Annotated in this window: 24 protein-coding genes; 15 read left to right on the top strand and 9 right to left on the bottom strand. The window is 41.3% G+C overall.

The genetic code is table 11. The annotated features are described in order from the left end of the window. The first annotated feature begins 79 nt into the window (after positions 1–79). From NKR21_RS15015 to NKR21_RS15000, 4 genes are all read left to right on the top strand, one after another. Complete coding sequence (locus NKR21_RS15015; RefSeq protein WP_144457614.1) at positions 80–982, top strand: dienelactone hydrolase family protein; 903 nt, start codon at positions 80–82, stop codon at positions 980–982. A gap of 49 nt (positions 983–1,031) precedes the next feature. Beyond that, on the top strand, positions 1,032–1,781 hold the full coding sequence (locus NKR21_RS15010; RefSeq protein ID WP_144457616.1) for an NAD-dependent epimerase/dehydratase family protein: 750 nt from the start codon (positions 1,032–1,034) through the stop codon (positions 1,779–1,781). A 219-nt stretch (positions 1,782–2,000) separates the two neighbouring features. Beyond that, complete coding sequence (locus NKR21_RS15005; RefSeq protein WP_087976618.1) at positions 2,001–2,861, top strand: carbohydrate ABC transporter permease; 861 nt, start codon at positions 2,001–2,003, stop codon at positions 2,859–2,861. Between the two features lie 25 nt (positions 2,862–2,886). Then, positions 2,887–4,386 carry an extracellular solute-binding protein gene (locus tag NKR21_RS15000; RefSeq protein ID WP_144457618.1) on the top strand — a complete coding sequence of 500 codons (1,500 nt, stop codon included), beginning with the start codon at positions 2,887–2,889 and terminating at the stop codon, positions 4,384–4,386. A gap of 45 nt (positions 4,387–4,431) precedes the next feature. Here the strand turns inward: NKR21_RS15000 and NKR21_RS14995 are convergent, their stop codons facing one another. Together NKR21_RS14995 and NKR21_RS14990 are read right to left on the bottom strand one after the other, a co-directional pair. Beyond that, positions 4,432–5,271 (bottom strand): aldo/keto reductase, encoded by an 840-nt coding sequence (locus tag NKR21_RS14995; protein ID WP_144457620.1) that lies wholly within the window; start codon positions 5,269–5,271, stop codon positions 4,432–4,434. Next, the gene (locus NKR21_RS14990) at positions 5,268–6,473 is read right to left on the bottom strand and encodes an MFS transporter (protein WP_144457622.1); all 1,206 of its coding nucleotides are present in this window, start codon (positions 6,471–6,473) and stop codon (positions 5,268–5,270) included. The genes NKR21_RS14995 and NKR21_RS14990 overlap by 4 nt, the downstream gene beginning before the upstream one ends. Positions 6,474–6,627: 154 nt before the next feature. Here NKR21_RS14990 and NKR21_RS14985 point away from each other — a divergent pair, with 154 nt between their 5' ends. Beyond that, positions 6,628–6,999, top strand: a complete 372-nt coding sequence (locus NKR21_RS14985; protein WP_003217763.1) for a winged helix-turn-helix transcriptional regulator — start codon at positions 6,628–6,630, stop codon at positions 6,997–6,999. A gap of 35 nt (positions 7,000–7,034) precedes the next feature. Here the strand turns inward: NKR21_RS14985 and NKR21_RS14980 are convergent, their stop codons facing one another. Continuing rightward, the gene (locus tag NKR21_RS14980) at positions 7,035–9,335 is read right to left on the bottom strand and encodes a helix-turn-helix domain-containing protein (RefSeq protein WP_144457624.1); all 2,301 of its coding nucleotides are present in this window, start codon (positions 9,333–9,335) and stop codon (positions 7,035–7,037) included. A gap of 231 nt (positions 9,336–9,566) precedes the next feature. Between NKR21_RS14980 and NKR21_RS14975 the strand changes: the two genes are divergently transcribed. The 7 genes from NKR21_RS14975 (at position 9,567) to NKR21_RS14945 (ending at position 14,849) form a co-directional block, all read left to right on the top strand. Further along, positions 9,567–10,532: an ABC transporter permease gene (locus NKR21_RS14975; RefSeq protein ID WP_144457626.1), complete on the top strand. Its 966-nt coding sequence runs from the start codon at positions 9,567–9,569 to the stop codon at positions 10,530–10,532. Positions 10,533–10,550: 18 nt separating this feature from the next. Continuing rightward, positions 10,551–11,663: a glycoside hydrolase family 88/105 protein gene (locus tag NKR21_RS14970; protein ID WP_144457628.1), complete on the top strand. Its 1,113-nt coding sequence runs from the start codon at positions 10,551–10,553 to the stop codon at positions 11,661–11,663. Beyond that, positions 11,660–12,184: a lipoprotein YteS gene (locus NKR21_RS14965; protein ID WP_144457630.1), complete on the top strand. Its 525-nt coding sequence runs from the start codon at positions 11,660–11,662 to the stop codon at positions 12,182–12,184. Before NKR21_RS14970 ends, NKR21_RS14965 begins: the two co-directional genes overlap by 4 nt. Before the next feature lie 17 nt (positions 12,185–12,201). Continuing rightward, on the top strand, positions 12,202–13,494 hold the full coding sequence (locus NKR21_RS14960; RefSeq protein WP_088004065.1) for a Gfo/Idh/MocA family protein: 1,293 nt from the start codon (positions 12,202–12,204) through the stop codon (positions 13,492–13,494). A 21-nt stretch (positions 13,495–13,515) separates the two neighbouring features. Continuing rightward, on the top strand, positions 13,516–14,199 hold the full coding sequence (locus NKR21_RS14955; RefSeq protein ID WP_012010947.1) for a YesL family protein: 684 nt from the start codon (positions 13,516–13,518) through the stop codon (positions 14,197–14,199). A gap of 54 nt (positions 14,200–14,253) precedes the next feature. After that, complete coding sequence (locus NKR21_RS14950) at positions 14,254–14,565, top strand: rhodanese-like domain-containing protein (RefSeq protein ID WP_012010946.1); 312 nt, start codon at positions 14,254–14,256, stop codon at positions 14,563–14,565. Between the two features lie 101 nt (positions 14,566–14,666). After that, positions 14,667–14,849: a sporulation protein Cse60 gene (locus NKR21_RS14945; protein ID WP_003217582.1), complete on the top strand. Its 183-nt coding sequence runs from the start codon at positions 14,667–14,669 to the stop codon at positions 14,847–14,849. 42 nt (positions 14,850–14,891) lie between these two features. On the opposite strand, the gene NKR21_RS14940 is transcribed toward NKR21_RS14945, so the two are convergent. The 4 genes from NKR21_RS14940 to NKR21_RS14925 form a co-directional block, all read right to left on the bottom strand. Beyond that, a complete protein-coding gene (locus tag NKR21_RS14940; protein WP_041815848.1) occupies positions 14,892–15,416 on the bottom strand; it encodes a CbrC family protein in 525 nt (174 codons plus the stop codon). A gap of 126 nt (positions 15,417–15,542) precedes the next feature. Further along, on the bottom strand, positions 15,543–17,075 hold the full coding sequence (gene opuD, locus NKR21_RS14935) for a glycine betaine transporter OpuD (RefSeq protein ID WP_012010943.1): 1,533 nt from the start codon (positions 17,073–17,075) through the stop codon (positions 15,543–15,545). Between the two features lie 140 nt (positions 17,076–17,215). Beyond that, the gene (locus NKR21_RS14930) at positions 17,216–17,413 is read right to left on the bottom strand and encodes a hypothetical protein (RefSeq protein ID WP_119125254.1); all 198 of its coding nucleotides are present in this window, start codon (positions 17,411–17,413) and stop codon (positions 17,216–17,218) included. Further along, the gene (locus NKR21_RS14925; protein ID WP_012010941.1) at positions 17,410–18,681 is read right to left on the bottom strand and encodes a BaiN/RdsA family NAD(P)/FAD-dependent oxidoreductase; all 1,272 of its coding nucleotides are present in this window, start codon (positions 18,679–18,681) and stop codon (positions 17,410–17,412) included. Before NKR21_RS14925 ends, NKR21_RS14930 begins: the two co-directional genes overlap by 4 nt. 175 nt (positions 18,682–18,856) lie before the next feature. On the opposite strand from NKR21_RS14925, the gene NKR21_RS14920 reads away from it, so the two are divergent. Next, the gene (locus NKR21_RS14920) at positions 18,857–20,479 is read left to right on the top strand and encodes a putative polysaccharide biosynthesis protein (RefSeq protein WP_041815845.1); all 1,623 of its coding nucleotides are present in this window, start codon (positions 18,857–18,859) and stop codon (positions 20,477–20,479) included. Between the two features lie 17 nt (positions 20,480–20,496). Further along, complete coding sequence (locus NKR21_RS14915; protein ID WP_012010939.1) at positions 20,497–21,213, top strand: pseudouridine synthase; 717 nt, start codon at positions 20,497–20,499, stop codon at positions 21,211–21,213. A gap of 196 nt (positions 21,214–21,409) precedes the next feature. Here NKR21_RS14915 and NKR21_RS14910 read toward each other — a convergent pair whose 3' ends face one another. Next, positions 21,410–21,631 carry a DeoR family transcriptional regulator gene (locus NKR21_RS14910; protein ID WP_008356419.1) on the bottom strand — a complete coding sequence of 74 codons (222 nt, stop codon included), beginning with the start codon at positions 21,629–21,631 and terminating at the stop codon, positions 21,410–21,412. 371 nt (positions 21,632–22,002) lie between these two features. Then, entirely contained in the window at positions 22,003–23,301 is a 1,299-nt protein-coding gene (locus tag NKR21_RS14905; protein WP_144457632.1) for an NCS2 family permease, read from the bottom strand. 95 nt (positions 23,302–23,396) lie between these two features. Between NKR21_RS14905 and pepV the strand changes: the two genes are divergently transcribed. Further along, complete coding sequence (gene pepV / locus NKR21_RS14900; protein WP_144457634.1) at positions 23,397–24,797, top strand: dipeptidase PepV; 1,401 nt, start codon at positions 23,397–23,399, stop codon at positions 24,795–24,797. Positions 24,798–24,807 lie beyond the last annotated feature (10 nt).

The raw sequence follows: 24,807 nt of genomic DNA, 5'->3' as shown, positions 1-24,807 counted from the left end.
ATAATTTTGTCGAAAACAAGGTGATTGCACGATCGATCTCGTATGTTAACAGGTGATAACAAAAGGAGGAGTGACGTCAATGGAAAAGGAAAGCAAACGTGAACAACTGCTCAGTCTGTTAGGAGAAATGCCAGAACGCCATCGCGTGGAGGCATATACGTTAAAGATCGAGGATCGTGAATCTTATGTAGTCGAAACACTCATTCTTTCAATCAATGGTGTAGAGGAAGTGCCCGCTTATTTTGTGAAGCCGAAGGATACGGTGAAAAAAAGACCCGTTGTGCTCTTTCAGCACTCTCATGGCGGGAACTACGTCGATGGGAAGGAAGAACTCATCAAGGGTGCTCATTATTTGCAAGAAACTTCATATGCGAAAGAGTTCACTTCAAAAGGCTATAGTGTCCTAGCTATCGATCATTCAGGATTTGGTGAGAGAAGAGGAAGAACCGAAAGTGAAATTTTTAAGGAAATGCTTTTAACAGGGAAAGTGATGTGGGGCATGATGCTGTATGAAAGCATGTGCGCAATCGATTATGTGTTATCTCGATCTGACGTGCTGCCGGACCGGTTAGCTGTTTTTGGAATGTCAATGGGCGGGCTTCTTTCCTGGTGGACAGCTGCGCTTGATGAGAGAGTCGGTGTGTGTATTGATCTTTGCGCACAGGTCGATCACCACACATTAATTGAAACAAACAATCTAGACAGGCATAGCTTTTATTACTATGTACCAAGCTTAGCAAATCACTTTACGGCAGCTGATATTCAGGAAATGATTTTTCCAAGGCCGCATTTAAGCTTAGTTGGAAAACTTGATCCACTCACGCCTGCTGAAGGCGTCGCACGCATTCAAAAGAGATTGAGCCAAACTTATCAAGCGGCTTCACTCAAAGAACGGTATCAGCTTGTTGGTCTTCATGCAGGTCATTTTGAAACAGCTGCAATGCGCCACGAGGCTACTCGATTCTTAAAAAAATGGCTGTAATCAATTAAGGCTTGGACATACTACGTCATGAGAAAGGAGGAGACAGAGGATGAAGATCACGATCATTGGCGGATGTGGTGTGATCGGCCGTATTTTAACAAAAGCGCTCTCTTCTGAATACGAGATCACTATCATTGATCAAATGAGCTGTCTAAAAGGAGCCATTTTGGCAGATGCAACGAATGAACAGGAATTATGTGAGGCGATTCCGCAAGATACAGATGTCATCATACACCTTTTAAACATGGAGATGACACATGACGTGATGAATCGTGAGGAGTTTGAAAAAATGAGTGATATTTTTTGGAGAAGCTCTTATTCTATGTTTCGATCAGCTGCAAGGCTTGGCATTCGAAAAGTCATTTTTGCAAGCAGCAATCACGTGACCGATCGTTATGAAAAAGATGGCCGTTCCTTACTAGGGCGACATATGACAACAGACGATGTACCTGCGACTAAAAATGTGTATGGTATTTTAAAATTTGCTTCTGAACAGCTAGGCCGGTTGTTCCACGATCAAACTGGAATGTCTGTTATCAATTTACGGATTGGAACGGTTGTGACAGATGAGATGGAGGCATTACACGAGAAAGAACGGACGAAACGAACACTTCTTTCACATGAAGATCTAGTAGGGGTAATAAAGGCGGCAATTGAAACGGCCGTGCCCTTTGGAACATATTACGCTGTATCAGAAAACGAAGAAAAGCCTTGGTCTACGGAAAACACGAAGCAGGAATTGGGCTACAATCCTCATATGAATACGACGGAAATCCTTGAAGAAAATGATCAGGCATAGGGCATAATCATATCATTAGCTGATGATCTTATTCTTTTGTTTCATGAGCATAAAAGCACGACTGACAGGATGGATTCAGTTGGACTGTCAAGATGATTATAGACGCTTTCTTCCCCCTTTTGTTACATTTTAATCACGATATCGTCACAGGCTGCAGCTAATTTTCGGATAAAATGATAACGCTTTCAAAGAAGGGGTGTGATGAACATCGATCGTTCTATGAAAGGCCGATTGTTCAACTTATTTAATTACTCTTTTCTACTCATGTTCGCATTAATATGTGTGCTTCCGTTCATCCATGTCATTGCTGCCTCTTTTGCTACAGTAGAAGAGGTCATCACGAAGAAGTTTATCTTATTCCCGACCACGTTTTCTTTAGAGGCCTATCGGTATATTTTCTCGACGGATATTGTGTACCGCAGCCTTATTGTGTCCATTCTTGTCACACTCGTTGGAACAGCTGTCAGCATGTTTTTGTCCTCACTCATGGCATATGGGCTGTCTCGTCAGGAGCTAAAAGGCCGGAGAACATTGATGTTTCTCGTTGTCTTCACGATGCTGTTTAGCGGTGGGATGATTCCGACGTTTATTGTGGTGAAAACGCTTGGTCTGCTTGATACTTATTGGTCACTGATTCTACCGGTTGCGATCAATGCGTTCAATTTGATCATTTTGAAAAACTTTTTTCAAAACATTCCGGCAAGCCTTGAGGAATCAGCGAAGATGGATGGGTGTAACGATTTAGGGATTTTCTTTAAAATTGTGCTGCCGCTTTCTTTGCCTGCTATTGCGACCATTTCACTTTTTTATGCCGTGACGTATTGGAATACGTATATGACCGCCATCCTGTATTTAAATGATTCAGTGAAGTGGCCGATTCAGGTGCTGCTAAGGCAGATTGTCATTGTTTCGAGCGGAATGCAAGGGGATATGTCGGATATGGGATCATCCACACCACCGCCAGACCAAACGATTAAAATGGCTGTCATTGTGGTAGCAACGATTCCCGTTCTGCTTGTCTATCCATTTATTCAAAAGCATTTCAATAAAGGGGCATTATTAGGTTCTGTAAAAGGTTAAAAAGAAGGAACAACGGAGGGATCTTATGGGGAGAAAGAAATTATGGTTGATTGCGTTTGTCCTGTTATTTGCAGCAAGCGGTATTTTATCTGCATGTTCAAGCAAAGGAGCAAGTTCATCAGATGAAAAGGTTGATTTAGACAAAAAAGTAAAGCTGACATGGATGGCGATTCTCTATCATCAGCAGCCGCCGAAAGATTCGGTTTTAAAAGAGATTGAGAAGCTCACAAACACAGAACTTGATATTACGTGGGTGCCTGATGCTGTGAAGGAAGACCGGTTGAATTCTGCACTTGCCGCAGGAAATTTGCCGCAGATCGTGACGATTCAAGACATTAAGAATTCGTCTGCTATTAATGCGTTCAGATCAGGTATGTTCTGGGAAGTCGGTCCGTATTTAAAGGATTATCCAAATTTAAGTAAGATGAACAAACTGATTAATAAAAACGCCTCTATAGATGGTAAGCTTTATGGCATTTATAGAGAGAGACCACTTTCAAGACAAGGAATTGTCATTCGAAAGGATTGGCTTGAAAATTTAAATTTGGATACACCAAAAACGTTGGATGATCTTTATGAGGTAGCGAAAGCTTTTACTGAAAAAGATCCGAATCAAAACGGAAAAGCGGATACAATTGGCTTTACGGATCGGAATGATTTGATTTATGGGGCATTTAAAACACTTGGTTCATATGAGGGAATGCCAACAGACTGGAAAGAAGATAACGGCAAATTCACGCCAGATTTTATGACAGATGAGTATATGAATACGATGAAGTATATGAAGAAACTGCGTGATAATGGCTATATCAACAAAGACTTCCCTGTCACAAGCAAAACGCAGCAGCAGGAATTATTCTCACAAGGAAAAGCAGGGATCTATGTTGGAAATATGGTAGACGCAGTGAACTTGAGAGATGACGCGACAGATAAAAACATGAAAGTCGATATACTGAACCGAATCAAAGGCCCAGATGGCAAAGAACGGGTGTGGGCATCAGGTGGTCATAATGGCATCTTCGCATTTCCTAAAACGAGCGTGAAATCAGAGGCAGAATTAAAGCGAATTTTGGCCTTCTTTGATCGCATTGCAGAAGAAGATGTCTATGGTCTGATGACGTACGGTATAGATGGTGAGCATTATAAGAAAGAAGAAGGGAATACATTTGTCAGGGAAGAAAGCCAAGTGAAAAGCTGGCAGACAGATGTACAGCCGCTTGTCAGTCTAGTAGGCATTGATAAACGGTACTTGAAAAATAAAGGGGATGCGGTTCGTACAAAATATGAAGAACTAGAAGAAGACAACCAAAAGATTATCGTCGCCAACCCTGCTGAAAGCCTGTATTCAGAAACAGCCTCAGAACGAGGAAATGAATTGAAAAAAATCATTGATGATGCGACCTATAAGTTCATTCTGGGAGACATCAGTGAAGATCAATTTAAGAAAGATGTAGAGAAGTGGAAATCAAATGGCGGTAATAAAATCATTGAAGAATATGAAGCTTCTTTTAAGAAATCAAAATAATCAATAAAAACACCCCCGCACAGTTAAAAAGCGGGGGTGTTTTCATTAAAAGTCAAAGTTGTCTGGGTCTGGACCGATACGTTTGTTTTCATTTAAATCAGAAAGACGATTCATATCCTCATTAGATAATGCAAAATCAAATATGTCTGCATTTTCTTTTAAACGATGCGCTTTCGTTGATTTTGGAATGGTGATGATGCCTTTTTGAACATCCCAGCGCAAAATAATTTGAGCGGGTGTTTTGCCGTATGTGTCTGCCAGTTCTTTGATCACTGGATGATGAAGCAGTTCCCCCTGCATGAGCGGTGACCATGCTTCCATTTGAATGCCATGTGTGTTCAAATACGTATAAAGTGCTTCCTGCGTCAGTTTTGGGTGAAACTCCACTTGATTGATGGCTGGTATGATGTCTGCATCTTTTAATAGTTCGTCTAGATGATGCGGCTGGAAGTTGCTCACACCAATGGATCTGACCTTTCCTTCACGATACAAGGTTTCAAGCGCACGCCAAGCGTCTTTATATTTTCCCTCAACCGGCCAATGGATTAAATATAGATCAAGGTAGTCAAGCTGAAGTTTTTTCAAGCTTTCCTCATATGCTTTTAGCGTGGATTCATATCCTAAATCGGCATTCCACACTTTTGATGTCACAAAAAGATCTTCGCGACGAAGTCCTGTTTCTGCAAGACCAAGCTGTATGCCTCGTCCGACCCCTTCCTCATTGCCATAAATAGCCGCTGTATCAATACTCCGATAGCCTAATTGAATGGCTGTTTTGACGGCGTCTATTAATTCTGCGCCATCTTCCACCTTGAATACACCAAGACCAAATCCTGGCATGTGGACTCCATTGTTTAATGTTTTTGTACTTTGTAAATGATTCATATTGAACGCTCCTTTAGATGGTTTGATTTTTGTTCTTGTTGTTCGATTCGAAAACTAATCATCGTGAGAATCGCAGCAATCAGGACCATGATGCCGCCGACCCAGCCTGTATGCACAAGCCCAAGAGTATCTGTCACGATGCCGCCTAAAAATGAGCCGATGGCGATACCAGCATTAAAGGCAGCGATATTCATAGCGGAAGCGACGTCGACTGCTCCTGGGGTGTATCTTTCTGCAAAGTCAACGACAGCGACTTGCAGCCCAGGTACATTCATGAAAGCAAACAGTCCCATCAGCATGACGGTTGCAATGCCTAGCACCGTCAATCCAGCAGTCAAGCTAAGGATAAACAAAATGATGCTTTGGATGATAAACATGTAAATCAGTGCTTTCATTGGCTTCTCATTAGCAACCTTTCCGCCAATGACATTTCCGGCTGCGATCGTGATTCCGTATAAAAGCAGAATCAATGCCACCGCCCCTGGCGCAAGACCTGTCACATGCTGTAAGAGAGGGGATAAGTACGTAAAGACGACAAATGTTCCTCCGTATCCTGTTGCTGTAATGACAAATAGAAGCAGGATTCTTTTTGTTTTTAATAAAACAGCTTGATCCTTAAATGATGTTTTTACGCCTTGCTTTAATTGAGATGGAACAAGGAAATAGTTAGATATTAATGCGATTAGACCAATGATGACAATCACACCGAATGATGTTCGCCATCCGAGCTCATGACCAAGAAATGTCCCGAATGGTACGCCCGTCACAGTCGCAACTGTTAATCCGGTGAACATAAAGGCAATCGCGCTTGCCCGTTTTTCTTTCACTACAAGGCTTGCAGCGATTGTAGAGCCAATGGACATAAAGATTCCATGGGATAAGGCTGAAATGACCCGGCCGATTAATAGTATTGAAAAGGTCGGAGCCATCGTGGCAAGTGTATTTCCAATCAAAAAGACGAGCATAATGAGCAAAAGCAATGTCTTTCTTTTCATCGTTGAAGTCAGAGAAGTCAACATAGGCGCGCCGAATGTCACACCAAGAGCATATAAAGAGACGGTCCAGCCCGCCTGACTGACGCTCACTCCAAAGTCCTCTGAAATCATTGGCAAAAGACCGACACTAATAAATTCAGTGGTTCCTATAGCAAAAGCACTAATAGCTAGTGCGAGAAGGGCAAAGTGGTTTTGTTTTTTCTTCATGAATCAGTTCACATCCTTTTGTGATGACATTTTGATAGACGAAGCCGATCGGCAAGAGTTATTATCTAACATAGATGACGAAAAAAAAGTACGTACTTTTTTGTAATATAGGTACTAAAAAGTGCCTGTTTGTATAAAGAGGAGTGAGGATTTAATGGAAAAGAAAAAATATAATATCTCCGTGGAAGCGACCCTTGAGGTCATTGGCGGAAAGTGGAAGTGCGTGATTTTATGTCATTTAACACATGGGAAAAAACGCACAAGTGAATTGAAGCGGCTCATGCCAAACATCACACAAAAAATGCTTACACAGCAGCTGAGAGAGCTTGAAAGTGATGGAGTGATTAACCGGATTGTGTATGAGCAAGTACCGCCTAAAGTGGAATATGAATTAAGTGAATACGGTCAGTCGCTCGAAAGAATTCTGAATGCGCTATGTGATTGGGGAGCAGCTCATATTGAACGTGTGTACGGAGAGCCGCTTTCAGTGCTAGAAGACAGCATTTTAAATGAACAGTTTAAATAAAAAAGTCCCGCTTTCTGAGAGCGGGACTTTTTGTCTTATATGCCTTTTTTCTGGTCACGGTATTTGCCTGGGGTCGTGCCTTCAAGTTTTTTGAAGGAACGGATGAAGTTTTGCGGGTTTTTATATTTCAGTTTTTCCGAAATTTCTTTGACGGACATATCGGTCTCCACGAGCCAGTTTTTGGCGACATGGTGTCTGTAGGATGAGAGATATTCACTAAAAGAGATATCCATTTCCTTTCTAAAGATACTGCTTAAATAATTTGGATTGTAATGTAGGCGTGTGGCGATTTCATCCAATGTGAGATCAGAATCGAATTCTTGATGGATGATATGAATGATCTTTTCTGAGATGTTTTTGTATTGTGATTCCTCGCGTGCACCTAGCTGGTCAATAATCGGCCGAATGATCTCATGTTTCAGCCATGTTTCGGTATCTTCAAACGTTTTAAATTCAAAAATTGTATCATACAGCATTTTATTGTCTTCAACCTCAAACAATTCAATGCCAAGCAAATGCATCAGCTCAATCAAATTGTTTAAAAAACGGGCGAGGGCGATATGATACTCATGCGGTCCCGCATTTTTAGAGAAAATGGATTGAAGGAGCACATGTAAATAGTGATCTGCCTTGCCTTGATCACCTGCTTTTATTGCATCAAATAAATCATGCTGCAACTGCTTTGGAAAATGGGTTTTAAACGTTTTTCCTTGCTGGATATGTTCATATAAGATAATGGATTTTTTCTCTGCTTTGAGCCTGTATTTTAAGGCCTCTTTTCCTTCAATGTAAGCCTGTTTTGCCATAGTGAGCTCCTGAAACTGGCGGCTGATTCCGATGCTGATCGATAAACCAAGCTCTTCCTCGATACGCAGCTGAATGGTTTCTGCTAATTGGTTTAAATATTCAGTAAATTCTTCATCTGAATTTGAGTGATTTAGGATAATCGTCGTTTGATGCTGATTGACAACTGTTGGCTGAAGATGCTCTCCTTGTGGAATAATCTGCTCAACCAGTCCATTGATCGCAAATAAAAGTAAGTCAGCATCCTTTTTTTCATAAGGTGTTCCTTTTAGTGTATCGATTTGGATCACAAGCATGGATAAGTGAGACCAGCCCTGAGGGAATCCTAAACTTTGGAACCGATTGTTAATCTCTTCTTCTGTCAGCTTTCCGAGCAATAGCCGTACCATAAAGTATTGCTGGAGGTGCGTGACTTGCTGCTCAATCCGTTCCTCTAAATCATTGTTTTGATCCTTCATTTGTTTAATACTCGACTCAATCAACTCAAATTCATTTTGAAAAGGCTGCTTTTGCAAAAAGGATTCATTACGTGCAAAGGACTCGTATAACAAGCGGATGGGTTTATAAAAATGTCTGGAGCCAAACCATGAAAATAGTAATGAAAGCGCCAACAAAACAAAACAGATAATAAAGGTGATCCATCCTATTGATTTCGTTTGTGCCTTTAGTTCTGGTATGGAAACAAAGGAGAGGTACGTCCATTCGTTATAGTCTGATTTTTGAAACGTAATTTGATAGTTTAGTTCCTCGATCTTCATGTTAAATTGACCTGATCGTTTTTCACTTGATAGGACATGCTTGACGAACTCTTGATTTTTCAAGGATTCACCAATTTGTTTTTTGCGGTTATGTAACAGCACTTTTCCATTCGTATCAATGACAAACATACTGTCAGATTGAGAGAAGTCAGGCATATTGTTAGCAAGCGTACAGCTCGGAATGCTGGCGACAGCGATTCCTTTTTTCTGGACACTGTTCATCGGAAGTTGCTTGATTAAGTTCACATTGTATTTGCAAAAGGAAGCCTTTCCTTCTTTTGTCGCAACAAGTGGATTATTCTCTTCAAGTGCCCAGCTAGAATGACTTGGAATATTGAGGTAAGAGGTGAGCGCTTTTTCTTGGTCTCCGCTTGTGACATGATAAAGCCCTGAATTGTTCATGTACCAGTCTTCCATTTTACTGACGAGTGTAATATTGGAAAGATCGGTGTCAAAGGTTTGTAAGTAGTTTAGTTCCTGCTGTACTTGATTATAAAGCTGGAATTGGTCTGGATTTAAAGGTTCTGCCAGTGTTTGAAGGAGAGGCGGCGAACTGACATAGTGAGTGAGAGAATGATCAACAGTCTTTAAAATATGCTCAATATTAGATTGCGTTTGTTTCACGCTGTCCAGCTTTTCATTTGAGATATTTTCGAGTGCTGTTTTTTGTGAATGCTGATAAGAAAAAATACCGACAATGATGACAGGAATCGTACTAAGCATGAAAAAAAACGTGACGAGCTTGTAATAAAACTTATATTGCCTTCTTTTCATAAAACCCCCCATTTCAAACGGAACAATCTTTTCCTCTTTATTTATTAATCCAAAAATTTGGTAGGTTTGTCAATAATCATTTTCTGAGATTAGGATCATTTTCTCATGTTTTATATAACGTTTTGAGTAGCCTCCCCTAAGTAAATATGATCTGATGATATGATTGTAGACGAATTTTTCATCCTTAAGATACAGTTAACACATGCATCAGCATGAGGGGAGGCTTTATCTATGAAAACAGAGGATGGCACTGCCAAGGGTGTGCCTGCGGCAGCTTTGAAAAAAGAAAAGAGAAAGCGCTTACTTAATCAAATGCTTAGTCAAAAGTTTTTGTATCTCATGATTTTACCAGGGCTCATTTATTTTCTTGTCTTTAAATATGTGCCGATGTGGGGGCTGATCATTGCCTTTCAAGATTACCAGCCGTTTCTCGGTATTCTTGGCAGTGAGTGGGTTGGCTTCAAACACTTTATTCGCTTGTTTACAGAACCAACATTTTTCATCTTATTAAAAAATACACTGATTTTATTTGCCATGAATGTCGTGATTTTCTTTCCAATTCCAATCTTATTGGCCCTGCTTTTAAATGAGGTCAGATTGGCATTGTTTAAGAAATTTGTTCAGACGATGATATACATTCCTCACTTCATGTCATGGGTGATTGTCGTGTCCTTATCCTTTGTTTTGTTAACAGTAGATGGCGGATTAATCAATGAATTGATTGCTTTCTTTGGAGGGGAAAAGATTAACTTCCTTCTTAGTCAGGAATGGTTCAGGCCGATGTACATTTTACAAGTGATCTGGCGAGAAGCAGGCTGGTCGACGATCATTTACCTTGCGGCGATTACAGCGGTAGATCCGCAGCTCTATGAAGCAGCGAAAATGGATGGAGCCGGCAGACTGAGACAAATGTGGCATATCACGCTTCCTGCCATTAAAAGTGTGATTGTCGTTCTACTAATTTTGAAAATTGGTGACACATTAGAGCTTGGCTTTGAGCATGTCTACTTATTACTCAATGCAACGAACCGAGAAGTAGCAGAAATCTTTGATACGTACGTTTATACAGCTGGTCTTAAGCAAGGGCAATTTAGCTATAGTACCGCTGTTGGTCTATTTAAAGCAGCTGTTGGACTCATTTTGGTTATGCTGGCGAACCGTTTAGCGAAGAAATTTGGGGAAGAAGGTATTTACTAAAAAGGGAGATGAAGAGGAATGACATTATCGACTGAAAAAGGATCACCACTTGAGCATGCAGAGAAATTAGCACAAACAATTATGAAAGCGCATACACCAATGGGGCTGCCTCCAGCTGGAAGATGGCATTATCATCAAGGCGTTTTTCTTTGCGGTGTGATGAAGCTATATGAGTTAACGGGGAACGAGACGTATTTCAATTATGTGAAAAGCTACGCAGATTCGCTCATTGATGAGTATGGAAACCTGTTATTCCGGAGAGATGAGCTTGATGCGATCCAAGCAGGGCTCATTTTATTCCCTCTTTATGAACGAACAGGAGAGAAGCGGTATGTGCTGGCAGCAGAGAAGCTCCGCGGGCTTTATCGCACATTGAATCGCACGTCTGAAGGTGGATTTTGGCATAAAGACAATTATGCTTATCAAATGTGGCTGGATGGTCTCTACATGGGAGGACCCTTTGCGTTAAAGTATGCAAAGCTGAAAGGTGAAGAGGAATTGGTGGATATGGTGATCCACCAAGAGTATCTCATGAGAAAGCATACAAAAGATGAAAAAACCGGTCTGTATTATCACGCTTGGGACGAACGAAAAGTGATGCCATGGGCGGATCAAAAGACAGGCTGTTCGCCCGAGTTTTGGGCAAGGTCATTTGGCTGGTATGTCCTTGCATTAGCAGACATGATCGAGGATCTGCCAGAGCAGCATGAAGGGAGAAAAATGTGGAAGGAAACGCTGATAGACATGCTGGAAAGTGTAGCTAGGTACCAGGATCAAGACACAGGTTTATGGCATCAAATCATTGATAAAGGGACGCATAGCGACAATTGGCTTGAAAGCTCTGGATCGTGTTTATTCATGTACGCCATGGCAAAAGCCATGAACGAAGGATATGTCAGCCTCCGCTACACAGATCATGTGGTGAAAGCATATCAAGGCTTAATTCAGCATAAGACGGCTGAGACAGAAACCGGTGATTTTGCCATCAATGATATATGTATCGGTACATCTGCTGGGTTTTACGATTACTACGTCGGTAGAGAGAGAAGCACAAATGATTTGCACGGGGCAGGCGCTTTTATTATGGCATTAACTGAGCTAGAGAAGCTGTCTGTTTTTCAAAAGGCATGAAGAGGAAAAAAAAGGCTGCGGCATGGCTCTTCAGCTTCATCGCCGCCTTTTGTTTGTCAGCCTGTCATGGGAAAACAAACGGTATCGATGTTCTGATTTTTTCTGACATGTCCAAGGGGATGAAGGATCAATTAGTCGAGAATGCTTTTCAAACGGAACAAGAAACGTATAGCGTCCACATCTTTCCAGCGATTCCTGAAAAACTTCTTGTTGAAATTACTTCAAAAGAGGGGGACATCATGCTTGTCCCGGAAGAGATGTTTCGAACGTATGATGATCCTGAAAGCTTTCAATTGCTTGAAGAGATGGGCATAGATGATCAAGCGGCAGGGCCATATACGACCGAGGATCAAAAGACAGGGAAGACGGTGGATTATGCGGTTCAAGTTAACAAAGGCACGAAAAAGCTAAACGGCTATACCTTTCGATTACACCGAGATATGGTCGCTTTTATTCCCGTGTATGCAGACAAATCCAAAGAGGCGCTGTCTCTCATGAAACAGCTTCGTGAAAATCGATAGAAAAAGGGGTGGGGACTGTGAAACGGGTCGTAGTTTGCGGACTCAGTCATCGTGCGTTCAATATGTTTATTAAACCGCTCACAGAGGATTTCAATGAGCATTACAGGATTACAGGACTATTAGATATAGATCATCATCGGTATACACTTTGTCAGAAGCGTTTTCCATCACTGCGGGGCGTCTCGTTTTTTCATGAAGAGGCATTTGATCAAATGGTGAAGGAAGCAAAGCCAGATATCGTCATCGTGGCAGGAAGGGATGACACCCATGTCACGTATATTTTGCAAGCACTTGACCATGACCTCGATGTCATCACTGAAAAGCCGATGGTTACAACAGCTAAAGACGCCAAAAAAGTAATGGAAAAAGAAAAGGAAAGTAAAGGGAAGGTCACAGTCACTTTCAATTATCGCTACAACCCATTTCATCGAAAAATCAAAGAACTCATTTTAGAAGGAAAGATTGGAAGGGTTACATCTGTTGAACTGAGCTGGCTCATTGATACGTATCATGGCGCTAGTTATTTCAAAAGGTGGAACCGCACGCGGCAATTCTCTGGCGGACTATCCGTTCATAAATCAACGCATCATTTTGATTTGGTCAATTGGTGGATCAATCAAAAACCAAAGCAAGTATTTGCCTATGGGGCGCTGAATTATTACGGAGATCAAAGTCCTTGGAATCCTTTGCAGGGGGAAGAAAGCAGGTATTGCGGAACATGTCATGTGAAGGATACATGTCATTATGAAGCAAGGTGGAATCCGAGAGTAGAACGCACAAGGGTCGAGGACGATCATATCGAATCCGGTCAGGAGCAAACGCAGCAATACGCCAATTATCGCCCAGACGCCTGTATTTTTGATGAGGAAATTGACATTGAGGATACATATGTGGCATCAGTGGCATATGACCAAGGGGCTCTTTTCAGCTATTCGATTCAATTCTCAGCACCCTACGAAGGATACCGGCTTGCTATCAATGGGACGAAGGGGCGTATTGAAACAAATGAGTTTCATGTGCCATCAAGAATTCCTTTTCAATTCCCAGAACAGACGATTTCTTATTATCCGATGTTTGGGGCAAAAGAGACGATTGAAGTCGTGAAGCAGCCTGGGGGACATGGCGGCGGAGATCCTCTGCTTTTGGCGGATTTATTTATCGGGAAAGATCCTTTAATTCACTATGACATATCAGCAGGAGCAGAGGCTGGTGCTTATTCGATTGCACTTGGAGAAGGCATGTGGCGGTCTGTTGCAGAGAAACGCCCAATCGACATAGAAGAGCTTCTTCAAAAAGAGACGGTGTCATAAGAAGGAGAGGAGGGAAAAGAGATGGATCATGATGGTTCAATGAGCAGAATGCTGCGAATGTGTGAGTGGGTGATGAGACTCGCCTATACGAATTTGCTATGGCTGCTGTTCACCTTGATGGGGTTTGGGATCTTTGGATTGATGCCTGCGACCACTGCGTTATTTTCGGTGATGAGAAAGTGGATACAAGGGCATGAGCAAGTGAGCGTTTTCAGGACTTTTTGGAAGGTGTACCGTGTGGAGTTTGTACGCTCTAATTTAATAGGAGTGGCGCTACTGATCATAGGGACGATTATATATGTAGACCTTGCGTTTATTTATCCAACGAGCTGGTTTTTGCATGTGCTTCGTTTTGCCATTTATATCTTTGGTTTTCTCTTTGTTGTGAGCTTGTTTTATATTTTTCCGCTGCTGGCTCATTATGATTGGAAAAAACGTCTCTATTTGAAATTCTCTCTTTTGCTCGGTATCTCCTATTTGCAATATACACTTTGTATGCTCGTTTTCTCGGCTCTGCTATTTGTTCTCTTTGCTTATTTGCCGGGAATCGTACCGTTCTTTAGTGTGAGTATACTCGCCTATGTCCATATGTGGCTGGCCTATCAAGTATTCAAAAAAGTAGAGTTTGACAGTGAGCAACGGGCAGCCGAAGTGAAGAAACGCCTGCCATCTTTCCTACAATCGAAGCGGGTGAATACACAGTGATACAGTTCATTTGCTATAATGGTGTCACCGTGATGAAAAGGAGAGATAAGCGCCGTGTCAGTTAAAGAAATCTCAATAGAAGAATTAAAACAAAAGCTAGAGCAAGAAGAAGCGATTCAGCTTGTTGACGTGCGTGAGAACGAGGAAGTAGCAGAAGGAATGATTCCTCAAGCGATCCACATTCGAATGGGAGATATCCCTGAGAAACTGGATGCATTCGATCAAACGCAAGAATATTATATTATTTGCCGGTCTGGTAAACGTAGTGAAAATGTCTGTTATTTCCTAGAAGACCAAGGCTATCAAGCGACCAATGTCGTTGGCGGAATGCTTGCTTGGACTGGAGAAACAAAACCGAAGCTGTAAACAGAAGTCCTTTCATCTCATAGATGAAAGGCTTTTTTTGTTCATATGCCCGCCCTAATGTGCATAAAGATAGAGTAACGAGAGAAGGGAGAGTGGCATATGTGCTAAAGGTAGCTGTATTTGATGAAGAGCACGAAAAAGATTTGCAGAGCGAAATCAATCTTTTTTTAAAAGGAATGGATGACGACCAAATCATTGACATCAAGTACAATGTAGCGGTGATCTGTGAGCAAGGTGGAGAACAGCTCTACTGTTTTTCTGCACTCATTTTATATAAAAAATAGATGGTATCAAAAAAGGACCTGTTTGAAGGGTCCTTATTTTGTTTAACTAGCGTCAATATATAAACGATGCTTGTTGCAGTAGACACATTGAAAGAGGTAGCCTTGCAGATATCCGCCGTTGACGAGCCATTGTTTTAGGTTCTCTTTCGTTAATCCTCCGCCGCTGCAAATGTCTTCGATATCTTCTGTGAGCTCTTCCTCTAAATGTTCTATCTCTTTCCAACCGACATACTGGACGATCGCGCAAAAATCTCCGCAATGACTTAACCAATATTCCTGCTGCCAGCCGCGATAACCTGGTGTTCTATAGATCAGTTCATCTATATATTTCTCTTCATCAACGTCATCACAGCTTGCATCGTCTTGAAACACACCATTGTATTTTTTAGCGGCTGAACCATCTTTGATGCACCAAGGGCAAATTCCTTCCACATCTTCAACAGTATAAAATGGACCATGATACACATATTCTCTTTCTTTCTCGCAAACAGGACATGTCGTCTGTTCTTTTTTGATCACATGTAACGAAATTGGATCTGGGTTGTACTTGAATGTAGGTAACGTCATATAAACCTCCATGTTGTGAATCATTTCATCCTATTATTTTAAAGGAATGTGAAAGAGCATGACCATCTTAAATTGTTTGTATAGAAAAAAGCCGTTCACATGAGGAACGGCTTTTTTCATACACGTTTATGCTTTTTTTACTCTTGGACTTCTTGGTTTATTGACTTTGTTAGCTTGTTTGATGGCTTTTCGTTCAGCATTTAATGATTTATACAGTGACACAACCATCAAGATAATGACAATGGAGAACGGCAAGGCGGCGAGTTTTGCTGTATTTTGCAAGGCTTGAAGTCCGCCTGAAAATAATAGCACTGCCGCAACAGCTGATTGGATAATGCCCCAGCTGATCTTTACACTATTCGCAGGATTTAATGAGCCATAGGTTGTCTGCATTCCTAGAACAAAGGTGGCTGAATCTGCTGATGTGATAAAGAATACAGCAATTAAAATAAGTGCCAAAATGGATGTAATCATGGCAAGCGGGTATTGATTTAAAACACCAAACAGCATCGTTTCAGTCGGCATACCAGCTACATCTATAATATTTTTTTGTTGTAAATCCATAGCTGATACTCCGAAGATAGAGAACCATAGGAACACGAGGATTGAAGGAGCCACTAAGACACCAATTAAAAATTCTCGAATGGTTCTTCCGCGTGAGACTCTCGCAATAAAAATGCCGACGAATGGAGACCAAGAGATCCACCATGCCCAATAAAAGATCGTCCAACCATTAATCCATTCTCTCTTTTCTGGATCATTTGGTGATAATCTAAAGCTCATTTGTACAATATTCGATAAGTATTGTCCGATCGAATCTGTAAATGAATTTAAAATAAAAACAGTTGGTCCAGCAAAGAGTAAAAAGATCATGAGTATAGCAGCAAATATCATATTCGAATTACTTAAATATTTAATACCTTTACCAATTCCGCTCCAAGCAGAGATCAAGAACAGAACAGTTACGATCGCAATAATTATGAGCTGAGTCAAAAAGTTATTTGGAATGCCGAATAAATAGGTTAATCCACCATTAATTTGTGCGGCACCTAGCCCTAAACTTGTGGCTACGCCAACTACTGTTGCAAACACTGCGATACAATCGATCGTTTTTCCAATCCATCCATGAATTCTGTTTCCGAATACTGGGTATAAGGTGGAACTAATTAATCCAGGCGCATCTTTTCTAAATTTAAAGTATGCGATGCATAATGCGACAATCGCATAAATGGCCCATGCATGAAGTCCCCAGTGGAAAAATGTATAACGAAGGGAATCGCGGAAGGCTTGTGCAGTTTCAGTCTCTCCTGTTGGTGATTGAATTGCATAGTGACTGATTGGTTCAGCGGCCCCATAAAAGACAAGACCAATTCCCATACCGGCACTAAATAGCATCGCAAACCAAGAAAAAAGGCCAAATTCAGGCTCTTCACCTGGTTTTCCTAACGTAATTTTTCCGATTGGACTAAAAATAAAGAATAGACAAAAGCCGACAAGTAGTGAAATCACTATCAAATAATACCAGCCAAAGTCGTTTGTAATGTAAGTTTGAATCTGATCTGTGACATTTTGTAATGTTTCTGGAGAAAAAGCTCCCCACATAACGGCAACAAATGTGATCGCAATCACAATCCAAAATACACTTGATACGTTTTTCACACCATCTCACTCTCCTGTTGTTCTACACGTTTAAGCAGAGGATTTTGTTTAATATCCCCTATCTCAACTATTTTCAAACAAAAAGAGTCGAGTTTCTCACTCGACCTCTACTTTACCGTAACATGTTTTGCTTCCATTAATCAACTATCGATATGTGAAGATGATTTTTCTTCAATTCGTTTGCGAAGTCGGTAGACATATTCTTTTAAGCAAACAGCGAAAATAGTAAAGGCTAACACAACTGCGACTTTTAACGGGGTAATAGACAATTTTAAGAAGACAGCGGCTGTCAAACTAATCACCACTGCTAGGATAATCGGAAGTGCACGTCTAATCATGAAAATCTCTCCTTTGCTTCAAGTGCAGCATTCATACCGGCAAGTCTGCCAGTCACAAGTGCTGACGTGATATTGTATCCGCCTGTATAACCATGAATGTCTAAGATTTCTCCGCAGAAATATAGACCGGGCATTTTTTTAGACGCCATTTTTTTCGGTTCAATTTCTTTCACAGAAACGCCGCCCCCTGTGACAAACGCTTTGTCTAAAGAGAGCGTACCGTTCGCATGAACGATAAAATGTTTGCAATCATGGACGAATGCGCGCAGTTTATCCTTAGCAAGACCCGAAAATGTATCTTGAGGATCTATCCCGTTTCGCTCTAACAAAAACAATAAGTAGCGTTCTTGCATCCAAGACTTCAGAACATTTTTAATGGCTTTTTTCGGTTCTTCTTTTAAGTCTTGATGTAGTTTTTGGAAAAGCTCCTCGTCATTAAGCTTTGGATATAAGTCTATTTGCAGACGGACGGTCGGCTGTTTCTTTAATTCTTTCACCACAAATCCGCTGCATCTAAGAACAGCTGGGCCGGATAAACCAAAGTGTGTAAAGATCATATCCATGACATGTGTGACGACGGGTTTCCCTTTTTTATTTAAAACACTGACAGCCACACTTCTTAAAGAAAGCCCTTGGAGCACTTTTTCTTTAATAAAACGCTCATCTGATGTGACTGGTACTTCTGTTGGGAAGAGCTCTGTAATCGTATGACCAGCGGCTTCTGCCCATGCGTAGCCGTCACCAGTAGAGCCAGTATGCGGCACACTTTTTCCGCCAACAGCAATCACAACGGCATTACTTGAAATTTTTTCATCATTATTTGTAACAATTCCAGCTGCTTGTCCGTCTTGATACAGAACTGTTTTAATCTTCTCATTCGTTCGAATGGTCACATTGAGGTTGCGAAGCCTGTCTAAAAGGGCATCCACAACAGATTGTGCTTTGTTTGAGACAGGGAACATACGTCCATGATCTTCTTCTTTCAGTTCAATGCCAAGGTTTTCAAAAAAAGAAATAATATCCTCGTTATTGAACTCAGAAAATGCACTATATAAAAAGCGGCCGTTTCCGGGAATATGCTTGATGATTTCTTCTACTGGAAGGCGGTTGGTGACGTTACAGCGTCCACCGCCAGAAATGGCGAGCTTTCTGCCAAGTTTGGTTCCTTTGTCAATTAACAGAACAGTTGCACCGTGCTCTGCTGATGCAATCGCGGCCATCAGTCCAGAAGGTCCACCGCCAATGACAATGACATCATAATGTTTCATGTTACATTCCTCTTTCTACTTTCAGTCATTTATCTATTATAACGAAAATTGGGTAAGGCTGAAATATGAATTGATTGGTTTTGTGCCTTCTGTATTGGATTTGTTACCTGTGCGTCGAAATGATGTGGTAAAATAGTTGAGTTGAATATTCATTAGAAAAATGGTGGTTAAGCGCATGTCTAATAAACTGCTTCGTGGTACGTTGGTTTTAACGATAGGGACTTATCTCTCTCGTATTCTTGGTATGATTTATTTAATTCCATTTAGCGCAATGGTTGGAGCTACTGGTGGAGCGCTATTTCAATATGGATACAATCAGTATACGATCTTTTTAAGTATTGCTACGCTTGGTTTCCCAACAGCGGTATCAAAATTTGTTTCTAAATATAATGCAATTGGCGATTATGAGACAACAAGAAAAATGTTCAGGGCAGGTATGTCGGTCATGCTTGTCACCGGGATTATCGCCTTTTCTATTTTATATTTAACCGCACCGATTTTTGCGAAGATTCAGCTTGGCGGATCGAATGAAACAGGCGGTTTGACTGTCGATCAAGTAGTATATGTGATTCGGATGGTCAGTTTAGGTCTTTTGGTTGTACCTATTATGAGTCTTGTGCGAGGGTACTTCCAAGGGCACTCTATGATGGGACCGACAGCTGTTTCCCAAGTTATTGAGCAGCTTGTCAGAATCATCTTCCTATTAACAGCAACGTTTATTATTTTAAAAGTGCTTGACGGCGGTCTTGTCATTGCTGTCGGTTATGCTACATTTGCAGCACTGATCGGCGCATTTGGCGGGTTATTCACGCTTTATTTATATTGGCTGAAGCGCAAGGATCGGCTCTTATCGATGCAGCCGAATACAGGTGCTTCCTCTGACTTATCATATAAGCAAATGTTTACAGAGCTATTTAGCTATGCGGCACCGTATGTGTTTGTTGGACTGGCGATTCCAATTTACTCTTATATTGATACAAATACGATTAACAGAGCCATGATTGCATCAGGACATCAGGATATTAGTACAGCGGTCTTGTCTATCGTGACGTTATATTTACCGAAGCTCGTGATGATTCCTGTGTCGCTTGCAACAGCGTTTGGTTTAACCTTGATTCCAACGATTACGGAATCATTTACAGCTCGTAACTACAAGCTACTCAATAGACAAATTGATCAGACGATGCAGGTTATTTTATTTTTCGTGCTGCCTGCTTCATTTGGTATCTCGGCATTGGCTGGACCGGTTTATTGGTTTTTCTATCCCTCTGTTCATCCTGAGATTGGGATGTCTATTTTGTTCTGGTATGCACCTGTTGCGTTATTGTTTTCTCTATTCACCATTAACGCAGCGATTTTGCAGGGAATTAACAAGCAAAAGTTTGCCATCGTCAGTCTGTTGTTAGGGATCATCATTAAAACGGTTCTGAACATTCCACTCATCAGCTGGCTACAAGGAAATGGCTCTGTGCTTGCGACTGCCTTAGGTTATAGTGCATCCATCTTGTATATGTTTATCATGATTAAGCGCCATGCTGGCTATTCATTCCGCAGGATTTTCAAACGATTTATTCTCATTGGTATTTTAACTGCGATTATGGCTGTCGTGGCGTATGTGACATGTCAGCTTGTGAGCCAAGTGATATCGTATGAAGGTGGAATTGTTAATGCGGGTATCGTCATTCTGATTTCAATGATCACTGGTGGCGGTGTGTATCTGTTCTTATCTTATAAGGTTGGATTACTTGAGCGTGTACTCGGCAGCCGTATGCCGAAATTTTTAAGAAAAAAGAGTTAAGAAGAGGTGGAGTTTTCATGAGGCTTGATAAATTGCTTGCTAGCAGCGGCTTTGGTTCAAGAAAAGATGTAAAGAAGCTGGTCAAGGCACGGGCAGTCACCGTGAATGGAGAACTGGCGAAGCAGGTGAAAGATCATGTTGATCCATCGAATGATGAAGTGCTCGTGCACGGAGAGCGTGTAGAGTATAAAGAATTCATTTACTTAATGATGAACAAACCAGATGGGGTCATCTCAGCAACAGAAGATGTGCGGGATGAAACGGTCGTCGATTTACTTGAACCGGAGGATATCGCAAGGGAGCCATTTCCTGTAGGCAGACTGGATAAGGATACAGTCGGTCTTCTCCTCCTCACAAATGATGGACAGCTTGCACATCAATTACTTTCTCCAAAAAAGCATGTGCCAAAAACGTACGAAGTTCATTTGAAATATCCATTAGGAGATCAAGACATCAATCGCCTTGAAGAGGGTGTTATCATTTTAGATGATTACCGTACGAAGCCGGCGAAGGTTGAAGTAGATGCGAATGAAAGTGAAGATACACGCATCCGTTTAACAATTACTGAAGGAAAGTACCATCAAGTGAAGCTCATGGCGCAAGCAGTGGGAAATGAAGTCATCTTTTTAAAAAGACGTTCGATGGGGTCTCTCTCTTTAGATGAAGATCTAGCACCCGGGGAGTACCGTGAATTGACGGATGAAGAATTAGACAGCTTAATCAATCGACCATAAATATAGAACAAAAGAAAAGAACCGGTATATCGCCGGTTCTTTTAGCGTGTAGACAAACCTTCGCATTCGTTGTCAGTCCTGTGCTTCGGTGCTCGTCCTTCTTAGACTTCAAAGGTTTTCTATCACGCTGAAAAAAAGACAAAAGAACCGGCATATTTGCCGGTTCTTTTTGTTATATGGACAGTTCATTATGCGCTTAAGATGATATTTTTACTTTTTTTCTCGTTGTTTCCCATTTGCCTCTGCTTGGACTATGAACAAGATCGTTATAGGCAAGCACGTTTAAGTCTCTTTGAATGGTTCTAGGTGTGATCCCGAATTCATCAACCAGCTCTTGTGTCGTCACAAGACCTTTCTCTTGAATGAACATATAGACTGATTTTATTCGAGTCATCATACGGTTTGTTGAAGGTTTCAAAAAACCACTCCCTATCAATAAGATCGGATGGACTTGACTAACCACAACTTACTACACTAAAACTGCGAAATAAGGACATGCAACAATGGTAAATGTTCGTGTTTCTTAATGTTTTATTCTATTATACACGTTATTATGCATCTAGTTCCACCAAAAAGTCAACTTTACGTGTTTTTTAACTTGTCTTCATGAATGGAGTTATGGTATATACCATGTTTTGAATCCGGTTACAACCCAATAGGCGTAAGGGGTATGAAGATTATTGTAACGTTTAAACCTTCAAAAAATAAACACAGAAAATTTACAAAATAAAAAATTCACTGATCTCAAAAAGACACATCCCTTGTTAGAATGTGCCTGTTTTGTTTCTGTTATCCTTCTAAGAAAAAGAGCTGTATGAAAAATAAAATGGCAAAGATGAGAACAAGAACATGTACTTCTCTCCATTTTCCTTTTGCCAGTTTCACAAGTGGATATGAAATAAATCCAAGTGAAATTCCGGTTGAAATACTAGATGTCAGCGGCATGGAAAGAATCACAAGAAAAGCAGGAAATGCTTCGTCTAGCTCATTCCAGCGAATTCGTGACACGGAGTTCATCATCAAGCACCCGACAATGATGAGAACAGGTGATGTGATGGACGGTAAAGAAGAAATAGCCTGAACAAGCGGGCCGAAAAACAATGCCACAATAAACAATGCAGCGACTGTTAAAGACGTTAGCCCGGTTCTTCCACCAGCAGCAACCCCAGAGGATGATTCAATATAAGCTGTTGTTGGGCTTGTTCCAAACATAGAACCAATCGTCGTTGCAGCAGAGTCAGCAAGCAGGGCTCTGCGTACCTTTGGCAGCTGCCCGTTTTTCATGAGTCCGGCTTGTTCAGCCACTCCGATCATTGTGCCCGTTGTATCAAAAATCGTCACTAGTAAGAAGGAGAAGACGACCGCATACAAATGATGAGAGAATACATCACCAAAGGCAGCGAATGGATTTGTAATCAGCATACCTTCTGGCAGGGCAGGAATGTCCATCAGCATTTTAGGGAAATGAAGCTGTCCTGTTATGAGGGCAATTAGCGTCGTGGCTAACATGCCGATAAACAGAGCACCATTGATTTGAAGTACCATTAAAATAACAGAGATCATTAAGCCGACAAGCGTTAAAATGACAACAGGCGAGCTCAAGTTGCCAAGCTTCACTAGATTTTCCGGATCAGCTGTGATAATCCCAGACTGACGGAGCCCGATAAATGCAATAAAAAGCCCGATTCCGGCTGTAATGCCGTATTTTAAATTATCTGGAATGGCTTGAATCAGTTGTTTTCTAAGGGATGTTAACGATAAAATAACAAAGAGTATACCAGCAACAAATACCGCACTGAACGCTGTTTGATAGCTGATGCCGCCACCACCGACAACTGTAAAGGTGAAATAGACATTCAGCCCCATACCTGGTGCAATCGCAATTGGATAATTTGCAAATAGTGCCATCCAGAGCGTACCGACGACAGCAGCGATAATTGTTGCAGTAAAGACTTGGTCAAAAGGAATGCCTGCTTTTGAAAGAATTCCTGGGTTAACGGCAACAATATAGACCATAGTAAAGAATGTCGTCATACCAGCGATTAATTCTCTCTTTATGTTGGTTTGGTTTTCTTTTAACTGAAACATAAAATCCTCCATTTACGAACATTATTACAAAACAATTAATATAATATTCGTTTTATGGGTGGAATGCAACCTTTTTTCAAGGAGGAATGGAAAAAATGAATTGGGAAGCTGAAGTCATACGAAAAAAAGACGATTTGATTAAGGACACACAATCTTTTTTACAAATTGAGAGTGTGCTGGATGAAGAAGGTGGAAAAGAAGGAAAGCCATTTGGTGAAAAAGTCGATCAAGCCCTTCAGTATATGCTGAAAAAAGGGGAGGACGAAGGCTTCACAGTCAAGAATGTGGATGGCTATGCAGGTCATATTGAATATGGAGAAGGCGAAGACATTGTAGGTGTGCTCTGCCATGTGGACGTTGTGCCTGCTGGTGACGGCTGGACAACCCCGCCATTTTCAGCGGACATAAGAGAAAATAAAATATTCGCCCGAGGCGCCATTGATGATAAAGGACCAACTATGGCGGCTTTCTACGCGCTAAAGATGTTAAAAGATACAGGGATGAAGCTGTCAAAAAAGATTCGAATGATCATTGGAACAGATGAAGAAAGTGATTGGCGCTGTGTGGACCATTATTTTAAGCATGAGGCGATGCCGCAAATTGGATTTGCCCCAGATGCTGATTTTCCGATTATTCATGCTGAAAAAGGGATCATTGATGCCATTGTGTCATTTACATATCAACATACAGAACAACATCAGCGCTATACACTCAAGCAATTCACATCAGGTATGCGGCTGAATATGGTGCCGGATGAGGCAACTGCCACTGTGACAGCGGCACAAGACCACGATGTTGAATCATTAAAAACAGCTTTTGAAGCATATCTTGCTGACAATCAATTATCAGGTGAGGTAAAGATTGCAGCGAATGAACTACATTTCACATTAAAAGGCGAATCAGTTCATGCCATGGAGCCTGCGCATGGCACAAATGCGGGCATTCATATGGCCAATTTCCTCAGTGGACAAGAATTAGATGGAAACGGCCTTGCTTTTACTTCTCAAATCAACGCTTTATTTGATCAAGATACAAGAGGGAAAAAGCTGGGGATTGCTTGCAAAGATGATATTAGCGGAGATTTAACTTTAAATGTTGGCACGATCCGCTATACACAAAACGAAGAAGCGAAGCTAGGATTAAATGTCCGCTATCCAGTGACAGCAGATGGCAAGGACGTTAAAAAAGGGATCGAAGGCATCAAAGGGGCCACCCTTCTGAAATTTGACGACAGCCCTCCGCATCACGTCTCAAAAGATCATCCGCTTGTGAAAACATTGCAGCGGGTATATGAGGAACAAACTGGAAATCCAGCTCATCTGATTGCAATTGGTGGAGGGACGTATGCAAGATCTTTAGAAGCGGGCGTTGCCTTTGGTCCTCTCTTCCCTGGCAGACCAGATTGCGCACATCAGAAGGATGAATATATCGAAATCGACGATCTACTAAGAGCAACCGCACTATATGCACAAGCCATGTATGAATTGGCAAAATAGAAAAAGAGAA

Source organism: Bacillus sp. 1735sda2, from assembly GCF_024159245.1.
Lineage (GTDB): Bacteria > Bacillota > Bacilli > Bacillales > Bacillaceae > Bacillus > Bacillus pumilus_O.
This window is presented reverse-complemented; position numbering and strand designations above follow the sequence as displayed.